This window comes from Bilifractor sp. LCP19S3_H10, assembly GCF_052119185.1.
Taxonomy (GTDB): domain Bacteria; phylum Bacillota; class Clostridia; order Lachnospirales; family Lachnospiraceae; genus Bilifractor.
Genome location: NZ_JBQKFT010000002.1, coordinates 323,478 through 341,049, shown reverse-complemented (window position 1 = coordinate 341,049; position 17,572 = coordinate 323,478). Strand labels below are relative to the sequence as shown.

At 42.7% G+C, this 17,572-nt stretch carries 15 protein-coding genes; 13 read left to right on the top strand and 2 right to left on the bottom strand.

What is annotated here, in order from left to right:
* Window positions 1–163 precede the first annotated feature (163 nt).
* Entirely contained in the window at window positions 164–523 is a 360-nt protein-coding gene (locus tag ACTQZS_RS03175; RefSeq protein WP_441474554.1) for a hypothetical protein, read from the top strand.
* Between the two features lie 122 nt (window positions 524–645).
* On the opposite strand, the gene ACTQZS_RS03170 is transcribed toward ACTQZS_RS03175, so the two are convergent.
* Window positions 646–996: a hypothetical protein gene (locus ACTQZS_RS03170; RefSeq protein ID WP_441474553.1), complete on the bottom strand. Its 351-nt coding sequence runs from the start codon at window positions 994–996 to the stop codon at window positions 646–648.
* Window positions 997–1,280: 284 nt separating this feature from the next.
* On the opposite strand from ACTQZS_RS03170, the gene ACTQZS_RS03165 reads away from it, so the two are divergent.
* The 10 genes from ACTQZS_RS03165 to ACTQZS_RS03120 all read left to right on the top strand — a co-directional run bounded on the left by ACTQZS_RS03165 (window position 1,281) and on the right by ACTQZS_RS03120 (window position 11,804).
* Window positions 1,281–1,343, top strand: a complete 63-nt coding sequence (locus ACTQZS_RS03165; RefSeq protein ID WP_441474561.1) for a prepilin-type N-terminal cleavage/methylation domain-containing protein — start codon at window positions 1,281–1,283, stop codon at window positions 1,341–1,343.
* A 116-nt stretch (window positions 1,344–1,459) separates the two neighbouring features.
* On the top strand, window positions 1,460–1,942 hold the full coding sequence (locus ACTQZS_RS03160) for a type IV pilin protein (protein WP_441474552.1): 483 nt from the start codon (window positions 1,460–1,462) through the stop codon (window positions 1,940–1,942).
* Between the two features lie 38 nt (window positions 1,943–1,980).
* Window positions 1,981–2,292, top strand: a complete 312-nt coding sequence (locus tag ACTQZS_RS03155; protein WP_441474551.1) for a hypothetical protein — start codon at window positions 1,981–1,983, stop codon at window positions 2,290–2,292.
* 46 nt (window positions 2,293–2,338) lie between these two features.
* A complete protein-coding gene (locus ACTQZS_RS03150; protein ID WP_441474550.1) occupies window positions 2,339–2,806 on the top strand; it encodes a GNAT family N-acetyltransferase in 468 nt (155 codons plus the stop codon).
* Between the two features lie 278 nt (window positions 2,807–3,084).
* Window positions 3,085–3,882, top strand: coding sequence for a type IV pilin protein (locus ACTQZS_RS03145; protein ID WP_441474549.1), 798 nt, complete (start codon window positions 3,085–3,087; stop codon window positions 3,880–3,882).
* 241 nt (window positions 3,883–4,123) lie between these two features.
* Window positions 4,124–5,995 carry an N-6 DNA methylase gene (locus ACTQZS_RS03140; RefSeq protein WP_441474548.1) on the top strand — a complete coding sequence of 624 codons (1,872 nt, stop codon included), beginning with the start codon at window positions 4,124–4,126 and terminating at the stop codon, window positions 5,993–5,995.
* Window positions 5,992–7,197 (top strand): restriction endonuclease subunit S, encoded by a 1,206-nt coding sequence (locus ACTQZS_RS03135; protein WP_441474547.1) that lies wholly within the window; start codon window positions 5,992–5,994, stop codon window positions 7,195–7,197. Before ACTQZS_RS03140 ends, ACTQZS_RS03135 begins: the two co-directional genes overlap by 4 nt.
* 33 nt (window positions 7,198–7,230) lie before the next feature.
* Window positions 7,231–10,383 carry a type I restriction endonuclease subunit R gene (locus ACTQZS_RS03130; RefSeq protein ID WP_441474546.1) on the top strand — a complete coding sequence of 1,051 codons (3,153 nt, stop codon included), beginning with the start codon at window positions 7,231–7,233 and terminating at the stop codon, window positions 10,381–10,383.
* A 140-nt stretch (window positions 10,384–10,523) separates the two neighbouring features.
* Complete coding sequence (locus tag ACTQZS_RS03125) at window positions 10,524–11,438, top strand: winged helix-turn-helix domain-containing protein (protein WP_441474545.1); 915 nt, start codon at window positions 10,524–10,526, stop codon at window positions 11,436–11,438.
* A gap of 132 nt (window positions 11,439–11,570) precedes the next feature.
* Entirely contained in the window at window positions 11,571–11,804 is a 234-nt protein-coding gene (locus tag ACTQZS_RS03120; RefSeq protein WP_441474544.1) for a hypothetical protein, read from the top strand.
* 20 nt (window positions 11,805–11,824) lie between these two features.
* On the opposite strand, the gene ACTQZS_RS03115 is transcribed toward ACTQZS_RS03120, so the two are convergent.
* Complete coding sequence (locus ACTQZS_RS03115) at window positions 11,825–12,688, bottom strand: AraC family transcriptional regulator (RefSeq protein ID WP_441474543.1); 864 nt, start codon at window positions 12,686–12,688, stop codon at window positions 11,825–11,827.
* A 195-nt stretch (window positions 12,689–12,883) separates the two neighbouring features.
* Between ACTQZS_RS03115 and ACTQZS_RS03110 the strand changes: the two genes are divergently transcribed.
* Together ACTQZS_RS03110 and ACTQZS_RS03105 are read left to right on the top strand one after the other, a co-directional pair.
* Window positions 12,884–15,922: a glycoside hydrolase family 2 TIM barrel-domain containing protein gene (locus tag ACTQZS_RS03110; protein ID WP_441474542.1), complete on the top strand. Its 3,039-nt coding sequence runs from the start codon at window positions 12,884–12,886 to the stop codon at window positions 15,920–15,922.
* A gap of 166 nt (window positions 15,923–16,088) precedes the next feature.
* Window positions 16,089–17,474: an MFS transporter gene (locus ACTQZS_RS03105; protein WP_441474541.1), complete on the top strand. Its 1,386-nt coding sequence runs from the start codon at window positions 16,089–16,091 to the stop codon at window positions 17,472–17,474.
* Window positions 17,475–17,572 lie beyond the last annotated feature (98 nt).

The window sequence follows — 17,572 nt, the reverse complement described above, 5'->3', positions numbered from 1 at the left end:
CACTTCAGCGAAGCATCAGAGAACGGATAGGCTCCTATATATGCACGAGGGTTGTGTGGATAAGGGAAGGATTTTATTTTGCGCAGTGGTTGTCAAACTGTTATTGCAATAATATAATAGAAGAACAGACTAAAGTAAGCCATGATGGTTGTGGGGTGTTCTGGTGGCGATCTCGATTCCGATCTTCACATCGCAGTTGGAGAAATCCAGAGAGGCAGTTGACCTGTCTAACATTCGTGCAGCGTATGCAGAATGCTCTGCTGATGTACTGACAAATAGTAATGCAACTGGTTATTACGAAAAAGTTACAGTACAGCAGAAGAAAGATGGATGGGTTTCTTCACCAGAAAAAATCGCAGGCTCCTTGGATATTACAAAGGACACTGTAGGTAGCAAGCTTGGAGAAACAAATAAAGAAGTTTTTGTGTGTGTAAGCAGTGATGGGGTTTTATCACTTGCAACAACTGCACCTTCCGGATACACAGATGCATCTACTGTTGGCAAGAAAACAACCACTCCATAATGCTGTAAGTCAGTCAACAATTTAGAACCGAGTCCCTCATCCTCGTGATGAGGGATTTTATTATGAAGAAACCCTCCAGATTGCTCCGGAGGGCGTTTCTCGAGTCATCAGAACATTTTAATTTATGCTGATTTCTTGGCAATATTAACAGTACTATCTGTAGCTACTGTAACAGTCACTTTATCGCCACTCTTAACCTCAATTTTAGAGAAGTCGGTACCAGCGCACTTAGGATTAGCAGTAACCCATCCAGCTGTTTGCTGTTCAATATCTACATCTACAGAGTATGTTGCTGCAGTCGAACCAGAAGCAGCTGCATAGGTAATAGTTGTTCCATCCTCGGTAGTGGTTTTCTGATCATCTGTAATGGCAGCTGCAGAAGCTTCTGCGTATGCAGCACGAATGTTAGACAGATCGACAGCCTCTCTCGCCTTCTCGAGCTGTCCTGTAAAGATCGGAATGCTGATGGCCACCAGAAACCCCCTGAGGCAAGTATTTGTGACCTGCTCTGCACTATTACGCGCGCCTGTCCATCGCTTGTAATGACCCTGGACTATTGCGCAGAATAAGGTAATTTTCCGCAGATTTCAGAACCTGCGGGCGTGATATAAGAATGTGGTTCATCAGCACATAGGGAGACGACCGGGATGGACCACCTGACCTGCAATTTTCAACGTGTACATTTGCGCATAATGAGGTCGTTTTCCGCAATTTTAAGAACCTGTGGGCGTTATTATGAGAGGGGGAGTGATGCCCAATGAAACAGAATAAGAAGGGCTTTACATTAGCGGAGCTCCTGATCGTGGTCGCCATCAATTGAGCGCTTGTCGTCACCAGCATTTCAATCATCAGTCCAGGAAAGCAAGAATAAAAATAGGGGGAGCAAGATTATAGAAGCAAGATTATAGCAAGATAGCGACCGGAGGTGAACATGACATGAGGAGAGAAGACAACAAGGGATTCACTCTTGCGGAACTTTTAATCGTAGTAGCCATAATTGGAGTACTCGTTGCAATATCCATCCCGATCTTCAGTAAGCAGCTGGAGAAGAGCAGAGATGCAACATCGGTGGCAAATATCAGGAGTGCATATGCTGAGGCGATGGAAGCCTATTTATCAGAGGATTTAAGTCAAAGCCACTGGACATCAACAAGTGTTCATCATGTTTGGATTAATCGGAATAGAAGTAAGGGCTATGTGGACGCCATTGATGTTATTGTAAATATTAAAAGCAAGAAACAAAATTATTGGAGCGGACTTGGCAAGAATTTGCCTTTTCCTTTGAACTCAATAAAAGATAATAAAGCAAATCCCGGCAGATATATGCTTGTAATTAATTTCGATTCATCAGGGAATCCCACTAGTGCGGGATTATCCGATATCATTACCCCTTGGAAAAGAGATCCAAAACTTCAGTAACAATAGCAGGTGAATTTATTAAAAGGGAGTACACGATAATGAATTTAGAAGACTTCACATCAACAGAACAGAAACAAATCAACGCTGGCCTCTCTACCGCTGAGATCAGTGATAAAGAGGCCGCTGACAAGATCCTTGCTCTCGTCCCACAGGAGTGGATCAAGAAGATTCCCTTCTTCGTGAGAAAGCACGCAACGACGAAAACCATCGAGCGGATCGCCAATCAGTATCCTGAGCTGTATGCAGTCGCAAAGAACTCGGGAGAACTGCCGGAAAAAGAGCGTGAGGAGCTTCGAACGATCATCACGGATATCTTCAAAGAGAAGATGAACAAGCACAATATCAAGTAATAATTCTGATTTCAACCCGGACTGCATACAAATATGGAGGACACTTATGATTTCTGCTCAAATTACTGGCTTCCATGTTCGTTCATTCGATGCCTTAACGACGCATGAGCTTTATGAAATACTAAGAGCCAGGGCTGATGTGTTTGTGGGAGAGGAGAAGATCCTTTATCCGGATGCGGATGGACTTGATTACAAAAGCCTTCATGTGTTTTATACCGATCCCACGGGCAAGGTCACAGCATACCTGCGCATGTTTCCGAAGGAAGATGAGCCAGGAACGGTTCAGATGGGACGAGTGCTGACAAGGGTCCATGGAACAGGAGCCGGAAGAAAACTTTTGAATGCCGGGATCCAGGCGGCAAGGGAATGCCTGGATGCACGAGAAATATACGTCGAGTCGCAGAAACATGCAGAAGGATTTTATGCGAAGACAGGCTTTGAGGTGACTTCTGAAGATTTTATCGAGGCAGGAATCCCACATGTCCAGATGCGCCTGATGGTTTCGAAGACCTGATCGTTTGCCTTCCCATCGGGAAGATGAGCAGGGACAACGTAAAGCACGACATAAAGCACGACATCAGCACCAACACAAAGCGCGACATAAGGACCAAAGTCAGCTACAATATACAACACATCATCAACAAAACATCAAATAGCGGATGCCGTATCACAATACTGAATGAGCGGTGCAGAGACTTTCACTGTACCAATGACATCGATGAGACCCGGAATAAACGGACAATCCAGCCCGCTTGTTTCGGGCTTTTCAGTAATCATAGGAGGTGTGATCTCATGTGGACAAAGAACAAAAAAGGCTTCACACTAGCGGAACTTTTGATCGTTGTTGCCATCATTGCTGTGCTCGTTGCGATATCCATCCCGATCTTTAGCAGTCAGCTGGAGAAATCACGTGAGGCGACGGACCTTGCGAATGTGAGAGGTGCGTATGCGCAAGTTATGGCTGCAGCCAATACGGAAGATCAAGCTTCCGTAAAATATGGCAATGGCGTGTACTATTTGATTGTAGATCTGAAGCAAAAGCAAGATGGTTGGACGACTTCGGGGTCATCATTGAATATCGGTGGCGTAACGCCGGCTGATAAGAGTCATTGGATCGGGTCACCAAAGGCCGGCAGTCAGTGCAGGGTTTCTTACAGAGTAAGTGACGGAGTAAAGCTGACGTGGTCGGGGGATGTAGAAATTAAAAACCTTGCAGAACCTGGACAATTGATAAAAGACAATGATGGTAAAACATTTACAGCAGAAAGCATTAAAATAACTAAGGACAAGGCTTTTTTTACAAGGAATATTACGTTAAACGAAAAAACTTACAGGACAAGATCGTTTTATGTCGGTGAGGGGTCTGTATTTCAGAAGGATGCGGAAAATTTCGACAAGAATCCTGTCCCGACAACATTTAAAGATAGCAGCTTTTACAAGGATTCATATCATGATAAATATACGAATGAGGTTGCTGCATTCGCCTATTTCGATCTGGACGAAAACAACAATGTGAAAAACTACACGTTTGTGACACCTGATGCGGTTTACTATTCCGCTGACGGCGGAAAAACGTGGACACAGAAATAAAGGACACAGCTACGGCGGTGCGGGATGAATACCTGCATCGCTTTTTCGTCCTCATCAGATTACAAGTCTATTGGTCAACTTTTCATGGCAGGACTGTAGACGATGTGGTATTATAGAAATATCAGAAAACTGGTTAATAGCATACTAAGGGCGGGTAATAGTTTAGGCATGGAGCAAAGTTGGATCGCTCTATGCCTCTTTTTTTAGTGATGTAAACCACACAAGGAGGAGACAGTACGGCATGGACAATAAGAGCATCAAAAAGCTTGAATCAGACTTGTGGGAATCGGCAGACTTGCTTCGTGCAGGTTCGAAACTCACCTCGAATCAGTACTGTATGCCTGTGCTTGGCTTGATCTTTCTCAGATATGCGTATTCACGCTTCAGAAAGGTTGAAGCAGAGATCCTGAAAGATCGTCCGATGCGGAATGGGCGAGTAATACCTGTAGAGGCGATTGATTTTGCAGAGAAGTCGGCTCTATTTCTTCCTCGCGAGGCACAGTATGATTATCTCGTCAACCTTCCGGAGGACATCTCTGCCGCAAACTTGACCGATAGAAATGGTGATCCGATTACGTCCCTTGGTGCAGCCGTAAACAACGCAATGTCGCTTGTAGAAGATCAGAGCGAACAGTTAAAGGGCGTACTTCCAAAAGAATATACCATCTTTTCAGATGAGCTTCTCTCCGAGCTTCTCCGGATCTTCAATAACAATGCGCTGGATGATGTTGGCGGAGATGTTATTGGACGTATCTACGAATACTTCCTGAATAAGTTTGCAAAGAACGTTGCTCAGGACGACGGTGTTTTCTTTACGCCAAAATCTTTAGTAAAAATGATCGTCAACATACTGGAACCGACATCCGGGATACTGCTGGACCCCGCTTGCGGCTCCGGTGGCATGTTCGTCCAGACCGGAGATTTTGTAAATCAGAAAGGCCTTCAGGCAAACAACACCATGACCTTCTATGGACAGGAGAAGGTGGAATACAATGCGCAGCTCTGTTTGATGAACATGGCGGTTCACGGGCTTACAGGCGTGATTAAGTCGGGAGACGATGCAAACACCTTTTATCATGACGCGCACAACCTCGCAGGGTCCTGTAATTACGTGATGGCGAATCCGCCGTTTAATGTCGATAAGGTAAAAGCGGAATCAGCGCAGGCGGCAGGGAGATTGCCGTTCGGAATTCCGGGAGTGAACAAAGCCGGAGAGTTCGGAAACGCCAATTATCTGTGGATTTCTTATTTTTACGCTTATCTGAATGAGACAGGCCGTGCTGGCTTCGTTATGGCATCGTCTGCGACAGACTCCGCTGGAAAGGACAAGAACATTCGAGAAAAACTTGTTCAAACCGGAAACGTCGATGTAATGATCAGTGTCGGCAATAATTTCTTTTATACAAAGAGCTTGCCCTGTACACTTTGGTTTTTCGATCGCGGGAAGAATGAGAATGTCAAAGGTAAGACCCTCTTTATCGATGCCAGAAACTACTATACCGTTGTAGATCGGACGCTGAATGAATGGACGGATTGGCAAATCAAGAATTTGACTGCAATCGTGTGGCTGTATAGAGGCGAGACGGAAAAGTATGCGTCTCTTCTGAATGAGTACAGGGATGCGCTTAAAAAGTATGCGAATGAAGCTGAGAGTACAGATCCGATCAAAGCTGTGATCACGGAGGATTTTACTACAACTGTAGACACTCTGAAGAAGTACCTGAAGGATCAGCAGAAACAAGCCAAGAAAGATGTAGACAGTGCTGATCGGAAAGACAAGAAGGTTGTTCAGAAGAAGTGGGATGAAAAACTGGAATGGGATCAAGAGGTACTGACCACAGCAAAGGACGCTCTGTGGTTGTATGAGAAGTTTGGTGATGGGGAATATCAGGATATTCCAGGCCTCTGCAAGATCGCAACTGAGGAAGAAATCAAAGATAAAGGCTGGAGCCTTACTCCCGGTGCATATGTTGGCGTTGCTCCGGTCGAGGATGACGGTGTGGATTTTGAAGAACGCATGAAAGAGATCCACAAAGAGTTATTGACGCTTCAGGATGAGAGTAATCGACTGATGGATACCATCTCAAAGAATCTGGAGGAGATGGGGCTATGAAGAAGCAAAAATATAAAATGCAAGAAATATATCAAGGATTATATGATGGACCGCATGCGACACCTCCGGTAAGTGATAGCGGGGCGATCTTTCTTGGCATTTCCAATATCACTCCTGATGGGCATATTGATTATTCGGATATCAGGTATATTAATGAGAGTGATTTGCCTAAGTGGACTAAAAGAGTAACACCAAAAGGTGGCGATATTGTTTTCTCTTATGAAGCCACGCTAAATCTATATGCAGTTATCCCGGAAGGATTTTGGGGATGCCTTGGCAGAAGGATGGCGCTTATCCGTCCCGATGAATCAAAGGCTCTGGGGAAATATCTGTACTACTATTTCTATTCAGATGAGTGGAGAGCAACAATTGCTGAGAATACTATTGCTGGTTCAACTGTCGATAGGATACCAATAGCGAAATTTCCAGAGTTTCGTATCACATTACCGGACTTGTCTGTACAGAAAAAGATAGCCGGTACTTTGTCAGTATATGATAATTTGATTGACAACAACGAGAAACAAATCAAATTGCTGGAAGAAGCAGCGCAGCGACTTTATAAGGAATGGTTTGTTGATCTGCACTTCCCGGGATATGAGAATTGCAGGATTGTTGATGGTCTACCAGAAGGGTGGCATAAAGATGCTGTAGATTCAAAGATATCGTTATTGAGTGGGTATGCCTTTAAAAGTAGTGATTTTGTGGATAAGGGACAATATAAGATTGTGACAATTAAGAACGTTAAAGATGGAGACTTTGATGGTAACAATGTAAGTCTGATAGATGAAATACCTTTAAAAATGCCCCAACATTGCGTGCTTGAAGAGGGAGATATACTTTTGTCGCTTACAGGAAATGTTGGGCGGGTGTGTCTGGTTTATGGAGACAATTATTTGTTGAATCAACGCGTAGCAAAATTAAAATCAGACATTCCTGGCTTTGCATATTGCCTTTTTAGAAGCAGAGATATGTTTGACGAAATGAATAATCTGGCAAATGGTGCGGCACAGCAAAATCTGAGCCCAATCAGAACAGGAAAAGTTGAGGTTTGCTTTCCTTCGGATGATATTATTCAACGTTTTGAAACTACAGTTAAGCCGATGATAGATCAAGAGATTGAGCTTAATAAGATGAATGTTGTATTAACTGAAGCCCGTGATCGCTTACTTCCTAAGCTGATGTCCGGTGAGATCGAAGTATAGTAAGTTTACTGAATGGAAGGGAGGGAACCCGCTGTGGCATATGACTATTCCGAAAATAAATTAGTGCAGGATAGCTCTGCGGCCCTTCTGCATGATGAACTTGGGTGGGATACCGTTTTTGCATATGACAAAGAAGTGCTCGGGGAGAACGGTACTCTTGGACGCAAGTCCTATCACGACATTCTCCTTTACAGGGACATTACTGCAGCCCTGAAACGCCTGAATCCGTGGATTACGGATCAGCAGATCAAAGAAGCGGAGGATAAGCTTTCTTCGCATCTTTCCACATCGTCGCTTCTACAGATCAATGAAGAGAAGTACTTCATGCTCCGCAACGGGATTCGGGTAACTGTGAAGCGTCCAGATGGTAAGCTGGATAGCAAACTCGCCACGGTGATCGATTTCTCCAATCCTGATAACAATCGCTTCCTTGCCGTGCAGGAACTGAAGATTTATGGGGATCTGTACAGAAGACGGACAGATATCGTTGGCTTTGTTAACGGCATCCCGCTGATGTTTATCGAGCTTAAGAGAACCGATGTAGATGTCGAGGTTGCTTATAACAAGAACTACACAGACTATCTGGATACAATCCCGCATCTCTTTTATTACAACGCGTTTTTGATTTTGGCTAACGGGCCAGAAGCAAAGGTAGGCACACTCGGCAGCAAGTATGAATTTTTCTCTGAGTGGAAGCGTCTGAAAGAGGGAGATAAAGGAAATGTCGCCCTGGAAACGATGCTCCGGGGAATTTGCCGGAAAGATAACTTCCTTGATCTTTTTGAAAACTTTATCCTTTTTGACCATTCTTCCGGAAAAACAGCAAAAATTCTCGCCAGGAATCACCAGTACCTGGGCGTGAATGAAGCAGTGCAGGCGTATGCGGACCGGAAGCTTCGTAATGGAAAACTTGGCGTTTTCTGGCATACACAGGGGTCCGGGAAGAGCTACTCTATGGTTTTTCTTGCCCAGAAGATAAGGCGGAAGTTCCAGGGCTCACCAACAATCGTAGTACTGACCGACCGCGATGAGCTCAACAGGCAAATTAGTGGAACATTTGAAGGCTGCGGGCTTCTTGGGAAAGCCAAAGCATCAGAGTATATCGCGACCAGCGGTGATGATTTGATCAACAAATTGAAGGGAAATCCCAGCTTCATTTTCACTTTGATCCAGAAGTTCAACAAGCCGGACGCGAAACCAATAAAGGTGGATCACGACATATTGATCATGTCAGATGAAGCACATCGCAGTCAATACGGTATCTTCGCCAACAACATGGATCGTCTGCTTCCGGATGCTTCGAAAATCGGATTTACCGGAACGCCGCTCCTTGCGGATGACAATATCACCGAAAGAACATTCGGCGGCTATGTTTCTATCTATGACTTTAAACGCGCCGTAGAGGATGGAGCGACAGTACCTCTTTATTACGAGAATCGTGGAGAACGACTGCAAGTCAATCAGGACGACATGCTCACAGACAAGATCCTGGATGCTGTGGAGAGAGCAGATCTCGATCCAGAGCAGGAAGAAAAGCTTGAGCACGAGTTTGAAAAAGAAATCCATGTCCTGACAGCAGAACCGAGACTGAGAAGAATAGCAAAAGACTTTGTCGGACACTATTCTGATCTGTGGACAAGCGGTAAGGCTATGTTCGTCTGCCTGAATAAAGTGACCTGCGTTCGGATGTATAACTATGTTCAGGAGTATTGGAAAAAAGAGATCTGTGCTCTCGAAGAGAGGGAAAAGACCCTCACGCAGCAGGAATCGGAAGAGCTCCAGAAGAAAATCAACTGGATGAAGCAGACGGAAATGTGTGTCGTAATCAGTCAGGAGCAGAATGAGATCAAGACCTTCCAAAAGTGGGGGCTCGACATCAAGCCACACCGCGAGAAGATGGAGAAACGAGAACTCGATAAAGAGTTCAAGGATCCCGCCAATCCATTCCGAGTGGTATTCGTATGTGCCATGTGGCTGACCGGTTTTGATGTAAAATGCCTAAGCTGCTTATACCTTGATAAGCCTATGAAGGCCCACACATTGATGCAGACAATTGCAAGAGCGAATCGTGTGGCAGAGGGAAAAGAGAACGGGCTTATTATAGACTACATTGGAATCGTCGGCGCGCTGCGGAAAGCGTTAGCAGCGTATACGGCCAACCCTTCCGGGAGGGGAGGATCCGATCCTACAATCGATAAAGAGAAGCTGGTGGAAAAAATAGCAGAAGCCATCACAAAGGGCAGGGCTCTCCTGAAAGAAAACAACTTCGATCTTGAAAATCTGATTGCAGCAAAGAACTTTAACAAGATGTCGCTTCTCCTGTATGCTGCAAATGCTATGTGTGGCGACCAGAAGATAAAGAAGACTTTTACAACCTATGCGGATGAGGTGAGGAGGCTGCTGAAGTATTTGGATCGGGATGATATATCAGATCATCTACGAGAAGAAGCAGAAGCGCTGATCGCGATCCTGAATCAGATCTATAAGAAGAGGGCGCATGTAGATAACACGGACCTGATGGTCGAGATCGACCGTATCATCAGTGAATACATCTCGGTTGAGGATGCTGCTGGTCCAAATGATCTGATTCCAAGCAAGAGATTTGATATCAGCAAGATTGATTTTAATCTTCTATCAACGGAATTTGAAAAGGCAAAAAACCAAAACCTGCTTTTAAGAGACCTCGAAGAAATAGTTTATGACAGAATCCAGAAAATGCTGGCGGTGAATCCAAGACGGATCGATTATCTGAAGCGGTATCAGGAGATTATCGATAACTACAATCAGGAACAGGACAAAGCCGCAATTGAAAAGACCTTCATGGATTTGATGAACTTTGCCGGAAGCATGAGCACTGAGCAGCGGCGATATGTTCGTGAGGGGTTTGAAAATGACGAGCAGCTTTCAATCTATGATCTACTCTTCCGGGATGATTTGTCAAAGGAAGAAATAAAGAAGATAAAGAAAGTGTCTATAGATTTACTGGCAAAGATCAAGAAGAAAATAGCGGAGCTTGATCACTGGACCGATAAACAGGAAACCCGCGCTGCTGTTGATATTCTCATCCGTGACACGCTCTGGGAGGAACTTCCAGACAGCTATGATGACAGTCGGATCAGAGAATACCGAAACAGAATCTATGAGTACGTATACACACATTATCCGGAAGTTAGCGTTGTGGCGTAGAACCAGTCTTTTATAGAGGACTTCAGATTTGCCCTGAACTAAGGAAGCACGCGGTTTTTCTATATGTCCTGTCGAAGGTTGGGGGCTTGTGGTAGGCAATGAAATAGTATGTCGTGCTATTTTGAGAGGAGACCGGACTTATGGCAATTCCAAAGTATGATGAGCTGATGAAACCGATGCTTGAAGCAATCAGTGATGGTCAAAGGTACACAATGAAATCACTGGAACGCTTACTTGCTGAAAGTGAGAAGGTAACAGATGAAGAGCAGAAGTTACTGTTGCCGAGCGGTCGACAGACTGTTTTTAAAAACAGAGTCGCATGGGCTAAAACGTATCTGAAGAAGGCTGGATTAATAGACAGCCCGGCCAGAGCTACAATAGAAATTACGGATGCAGGGAGACAGGTTCTAAAGGATAATCCGGATAAGGTTGACATCGCTTATTTGAATCGTTTCCCCTCATTTCACGCTTTCGTTTCGTCGTCTGGTACAAATACAGTAGGAACATCAACAACACCGTCGAGCAACGACGATCTCACGCCGGACGATATGCTGGAAAACGCATATCAGAAAATCAATGACAGTCTTGCAAATGATTTACTCGATGAAGTAATGAAAATCAAGCCGTACACATTTGAGAAGCTGGTCGTAGACTTTCTTTCCAAGATGGGATATGGGGCTTTGGAATACGGAAGCCATGCAACAGTTGCCAGCGGTGATGACGGAATTGATGGCGTCATCATGGAAGACAAGCTTGGCTTCAGCCTGATCTATATGCAGGCGAAGGAATGGGCCCTGGATCGAGTTGTAGGGCAGCCGGAGATCCAGAGCTTCGTCGGAGCAATTGCCGGAAAGCATGGAGATGGGTTATTTGTAACTACTGCCAGGTTCTCGCAAAAGGCAAAAGACTATGCAGCTCAGCATCACATCATTCTTATTGATGGAGAGAAACTGGCCAAGCTGATGATTGAATATAATTTCTGTGTATCCGTAAGAAAAACATTTGAAGTAAAGGCGATCGATACAGATGCCTTAAATGAATATATGGATGACTAAATTATTTAAATCGAGTCTGGAAACGACCTCTGTGATGATGAATACCGGCAGGTGGCGACACAACAGGATTTCGATTCGTTTTAAGCGGATTGAACGTTTGTTAGCTCATCATATTGCTTGGAGGTGAATACTATGGAGGTGACCAAAGATTATACGGTGCATATCGATAGCAAGAAGAGAGTTACGCTTAGAGGTGCACAGTACCAATATTATAATGTCAAGGAATACCAGAACGGATGCATCATTTTGGAGCCGCGGGAACTGACTGTTCCAGAAGGTATTTCGCAAGAGACCATGAGAGACATGGACAGAAGAGGGTGTCACGTAATCTGCTTTGATTCGGTGGCATCCTTTTTTGAGATTTAGTTTTTATGACATTATAGATTTCATAACTTATTTCTTATTTTTCGGTATTCTCTTGGCGAATATCCTTTCAGTTTGTGAAAAAGCCGGCTGAAATAAAGCTGGTTATCATATCCGACAATCTTAGAAATCTCATTGATGGAATAAGTTGTTGTTTCAAGTAACATCTGAGCATTGTTGATGCGGATACCTACGATGAATTGCATTGGTGTAGAACCGGTATATTTTTTGAAATTTCGGATAAACCAGCTGACACTCATGCCTCGTGAGGCAGCATAGTCATCAATATTGATATTTTGATTGTAGTTTTCACGGAAAAAGGTAACAGCATTATCCATCTCATGATCAAGGTATTCATTTTTTAGTATGTGCTCTCTTGTCAGTTCTCGGTGGAAGCTAATCAGAAGATGACGTAACAAAAGGACAAGCATTTCCTCATAATTATCCTGACAGCGTTGGAGCTCGATAATAATACGCTTGAAAATTTGTTCATATTCATTAGATGTACCAACTTGAAAGACACGTTCTTTATCCTGAAACCCATATTGACGTAAGATATTTTTTACATTGCTTCCTGTGAAGTGAATCCAGTATACTTCTGTCTTATCTTCTCCGTAATATTCATATTTTTGGAGTTCTTTCGGTCTGTACAGTACAATGTTGCCGGCCGGAACAATCGTTTCATTATTTACATTATCAAAATGAAAATGCCCACAACCAGCAGTAATATATATAATCTGATAATCCAGACGACCCCTTGGACGGTAGGTCGGAAGTTTGGGATGTTTGGAAAGACGGTAAGTACCACAGCTACCTACAATCAGCGGACGACTTTTGTCTTTGAAATCCATATGTGAGTGGTTCAAATAACCGGTGTTCATATACATAGGGCAGCACCTCTTTTCGTACTTTTATCATTGTATCATTTAGTGCATATTTTGTCTAATCCAATTCATAGATATATTTTGCGAATTAGGATAAGTTATATATAGCATAACTAAGGAACGTAAACAAAAAAAGCATAAGGCTTGCTTTAGGAAAACAAAGAACAAAAAAGTGTATGTATTGGAGGAGAGCTGTTTATGATCGTACCACGTTATTATGAAAATCTAAGCGTACTGCACGAAAACACAATGCCAGCCAGAGCCTATTATATTCCGGCATCCAGAAGAATGGATAACTTGGTGGAACACAGAGAAGAGTCAGATCGTATGCAGTTATTGAATGGGACTTGGAAATTCAAGTATTTTAACAGCATCTATGACATTCAGGATTCTTTCTTTGAGAAGAATTATGATACAGAAAATTTTGATGAGATTCAGGTTCCAAGTGTATGGCAGATGGCTGGATATGATACACACCAGTATACAAACATCCGGTATCCATTTCCGTTTGATCCACCATATGTGCCACAGGACATTCCGTGTGGAGCCTATGTACATACTTTTGAGTACAGTAGAGATGAGAAAGCGCCAAAATCTTTTTTGAACTTTGAAGGAGTAGACAGTTGCTTTTACGTATGGATCAATGGCTCTTACATAGGATACAGCCAGGTTTCGCATATGACCAGTGAGTTTGAGGTTACCGATGTACTTCAGGATGGAACGAATACGGTGGCAGTGTTGGTAATGAAGTGGTGTGATGGTTCCTATTTGGAAGATCAGGACAAATTCCGTATGAGTGGTATTTTCCGGGATGTGTACATTTTGAAACGACCAAAACAGGCAATCAGTGATTATCATATTAAAACAAGAATTGAGGATATGCTTGCGAAAGTAGAACTTGACATGAAATTCTACTCTCCCTTAAATGTAAAAATTTCGATTGAAGATAGAAACGGAGCAGTTGTAGCACGAGGAAGTATTGCTGAAGAAGGAACAGTTGTATTAGAAATCGCGAGTCCGGAACTTTGGAATACAGAAAATCCATATCTATATAAACTGATTCTTGAAACAGAGAACGAAGTAATTGTAGACCACATTGCATTAAGAAAGATAGAGATTAAAGACCAGGTTATTTATTTAAATGGACAGAAGATTAAATTCCGTGGTGTCAATCGACATGATTCCGATCCGGTTACTGGATTTACAATCAGTCTGGAACAGATTACAACCGATCTTACGTTAATGAAGCAGCATAATTTTAATGCGATCCGTTCCAGCCACTATCCGAACGCACCATTTTTCTATGAAATGTGTGACAAGTATGGATTCATGGTAATAGATGAAGCAGATATTGAAGCTCATGGTCCATTTATGATCTACAGAAAAGAAGACACTGATTACAATCGGTTCAAACGATGGAATGAGAAGATTGCAGATGATCCGGTATGGGAAGAGGCAATCGTTGATCGCGTAAAACTCATGGTGGAACGTGACAAAAACCGTTTCTGTATTGTTATGTGGTCAATGGGAAATGAGAGTGCTTATGGCTGCAACTTTGAAAAAGCACTGGAATGGACAAAAAAATTTGATCCAGACCGCATCACACAATATGAGAGTGCAAGATATCGTAATTATGATGAAACATATGATTACAGCAATCTGGATGTGTACAGCCGGATGTATCCGGCGCTTTCCGAAATTCAGGAATATCTGGATAAAGATGGAAGCAAACCCTTCCTTTTGGTAGAGTACTGTCACAGTATGGGAAACGGACCTGGAGATTTTGAAGATTACTTCCAGATGATTCAGGATAATGATAAAATGTGCGGCGGTTTTGTCTGGGAATGGTGTGACCACGCGATTGCTCATGGAACTGCTGAGAATGGAAAGACTATATATGCTTATGGGGGCGACCATGGCGAAGAAATTCATGATGGCAACTTCTGTATAGATGGATTAGTATATCCGGACAGAACGGTACATACAGGACTTTTGGAATACAAGAATGTTTATCGCCCGGCAAGGGTTATTTCCTATGACAAAGAAAGCGGAGAACTGGTGCTTCATAACTACATGGATTTCGATGACTTGAAAGATTATGTGAAGATCAGTTATGAACTGACGCAGGACGGGCTTGTAATCAGCAAAGGTAAACTGCCAGAAGTTTCAGCAGCACCACACAGTGAAGGAAAAATAAACCTTAAAATCAATGTGCCAGAGAGTGGAAAATGTTATTTAAAATTTATTTACCATCTGAAAAAGAAATTGCCACTGTTGGATGAAGACCATATTCTTGGATTCGATGAAATTGAGGTAAGCAAAGACGGTGCAAAATGTAAACTTGCTGAGAAATGGCTACAAAAAACAGCAGTGGACTCTGAGTTACAGGTAAATGAAAATGATACACAGATTCATATCAAGGGGCGTGAATTTGCTTATACCATAGACAAACGTACTGCACTCTTTACAGAAATGAAATTCGCAGGGCGGGAATACTTGAACCATCCGATGGAATTAAATATTTGGAGAGCTCCAACAGATAACGATATGTACATCAAGTCTGAATGGAAGAAAGCCCACTATGATAAAGCTTATACAAGAGCCTACACGACAGAGGTTGTGCAGGGAAAACATGGTGTGAAAATTACAAGTCATGCATCCGTTGTGGCAAAGACAGTCCAGAAGATTCTTGATGTGACGATCACATGGAAAATAGAAGCTGCTGGAAAGATTGATGCAGATATTGCAGTAACAAAAGACGATGAATTTCCGGACCTGCCAAGATTTGGTGTGAGGATGTTCCTGGATAAAAAACTTTCAGCTGCACGATACTTTGGAATGGGACCACAGGAAAGCTATTGTGACAAACATCAGGCTGCGAGCCACGGCTTGTACCAGGCAAATGTAGACGATTTGCATGAGGATTATATTCGCCCACAGGAAAATGGAAGCCATTATGATTGTGAATATGTAGAGCTTAATAACAGCCGATATGGAATTGTGGTATCCGCGGAAAATGCCTTTTCATTCAATGCTTCTTATTATACACAGGAAGAACTTGAGAAGAAAACACATAATTATGAACTGACAGAATCAGATAGCGTAGTATTTTGCGTTGACTACGCATTAAATGGCATTGGTTCTAATAGTTGTGGTCCGGTTGTATTGGATCAGTATCGATTTGATGATGTATTATTCCGGTTCCAGTTTACGCTGATACCGTATGTAAAGGGATAATAAAGTTTCATGTAACCCGTAAACAAAGAAGGATAGTCTGATTGCAATGTAAAGTCCGGATATACAGAGCAATCAGACAAAAACAGAGAAAAATTAGAATTAGACATCATACGGCTAGACATATTGAGATTATAAGTGCGATGAAGATGAGGAGCAAAGAAATTCGATGGAAGAAAAAAAGTATTTGAAATGGTATAACAAAATTGGATATGGATCAGGTGATATTGCAGGCAATGTAGTCTATGCGTTCCTGACATCTTTTATGATGGTCTATCTGACGGACTCGGTAGGACTTGCTCCAGGTGTCGTGGGTACCCTGATTGCCATATCAAAAGTATTTGATGGTTTTACGGATATATTTTTTGGATCAATGATTGACAAAACACACAGTAAAATGGGAAAAGCGAAACCCTGGATGCTATACGGATATATTGGCTGTGCCATTACGCTGGTCTGCTGCTTTGCAGTACCAGTCAGCTTTGGAACAACGGCTAAATACGCATGGTTCTTTATTTCTTATACACTGTTAAATTGTGTGTTCTATACAGCAAACAATATTGCTTACTCAGCACTTACGTCACTGATTACAAAGAACAGCAAAGAGCGTGTGCAGATGGGATCTTGCCGTTTTATTTTTGCATTTTCAACAAGTCTTCTGATTCAGGCGATTACAGTTGGATTTGTAGATAAATGTGGTGGAGATGCTGCGGCATGGAGAACGGTTGCTATTATCTATGCAATCATTGGTCTGGTCGTAAATACGATTTCAGCACTTTCTGTTAAGGAACTTCCTGAGGAAGAACTTAATGAAGGAGAAGTAAAGAATGATAATGAAAAGTACGGAATGGTACAGGCATTCAAGCTTCTTGTCAAAAACAAATATTACATGATGATTTGTGGAACATATATTTTACAGCAGTTATATGGTGCCATGATTGGAGCTGGCATTTATTACATGACATGGGTACTGAAAAATAAGAATTTGTTTGGACAATTTGCATGGGCAGTAAATATTCCACTGATCATTGCCCTGATTTTCACACCGACATTAGTTGGTAAGTGGAAAGGTATGTATAAACTGAATTTAAGAGGTTACGTCTTAGCAGTCATCGGTAGAGCACTTGTTGTTGTTGCCGGATATATGGGCAGTGTTCCGCTGATGATGGCATTTACAGCTTTTGCAGCCTTAGGTCAGGGACCATGGCAGGGAGATATGAATGCAGTTATCGCATCTTGCTCTGAATACACTTATCTTACGCAGGGAAAGAGAATTGACGGAACGATGTACTCTTGTACTTCTCTTGGTGTAAAAATCGGTGGAGGTATTGGAACCGCTGTTGTTGGATGGATGCTTGAGTTCAGTGGATATGTCGGAACAAATTCAACTCAGCCGCAGTCTGCACTTGATATGATGCAGTTTATGTATCTTTGGCTTCCGTTAATCTTTGACGTATTGATTATGTTTGTACTTTCAAGAATGAATGTTGAAGATGCAAATAAAAAACTGAAAGCAGAAAAAGAAATTGCTGCAGATTGTCAAACGGCGAATTGAGGGAGGTGGAAACAGCGCGATCTTTTCGGCGGCATCTTCCTCAAAAGCTTTCCGATCCCGCATGTTTGGATTTCTTGCAGACTTCAGGTCATTGCGTT

Bases quoted from the DNA above. Each gene is read 5' to 3' on its own strand.
- ACTQZS_RS03125 (WP_441474545.1), top strand. From the start codon at position 10,524: ATGGCAATTCCAAAGTATGATGAGCTGATGAAACCGATGCTTGAAGCA.
- ACTQZS_RS03110 (WP_441474542.1), top strand. From the start codon at position 12,884: ATGATCGTACCACGTTATTATGAAAATCTAAGCGTACTGCACGAAAAC.
- ACTQZS_RS03135 (WP_441474547.1), top strand. From the start codon at position 5,992: ATGAAGAAGCAAAAATATAAAATGCAAGAAATATATCAAGGATTATAT.
- ACTQZS_RS03145 (WP_441474549.1), top strand. From the start codon at position 3,085: ATGTGGACAAAGAACAAAAAAGGCTTCACACTAGCGGAACTTTTGATC.
- ACTQZS_RS03115 (WP_441474543.1), bottom strand. From the start codon at position 12,688: ATGTATATGAACACCGGTTATTTGAACCACTCACATATGGATTTCAAA.
- ACTQZS_RS03105 (WP_441474541.1), top strand. From the start codon at position 16,089: ATGGAAGAAAAAAAGTATTTGAAATGGTATAACAAAATTGGATATGGA.
- ACTQZS_RS03150 (WP_441474550.1), top strand. From the start codon at position 2,339: ATGATTTCTGCTCAAATTACTGGCTTCCATGTTCGTTCATTCGATGCC.
- ACTQZS_RS03120 (WP_441474544.1), top strand. From the start codon at position 11,571: ATGGAGGTGACCAAAGATTATACGGTGCATATCGATAGCAAGAAGAGA.
- ACTQZS_RS03160 (WP_441474552.1), top strand. From the start codon at position 1,460: ATGAGGAGAGAAGACAACAAGGGATTCACTCTTGCGGAACTTTTAATC.
- ACTQZS_RS03140 (WP_441474548.1), top strand. From the start codon at position 4,124: ATGGACAATAAGAGCATCAAAAAGCTTGAATCAGACTTGTGGGAATCG.
- ACTQZS_RS03155 (WP_441474551.1), top strand. From the start codon at position 1,981: ATGAATTTAGAAGACTTCACATCAACAGAACAGAAACAAATCAACGCT.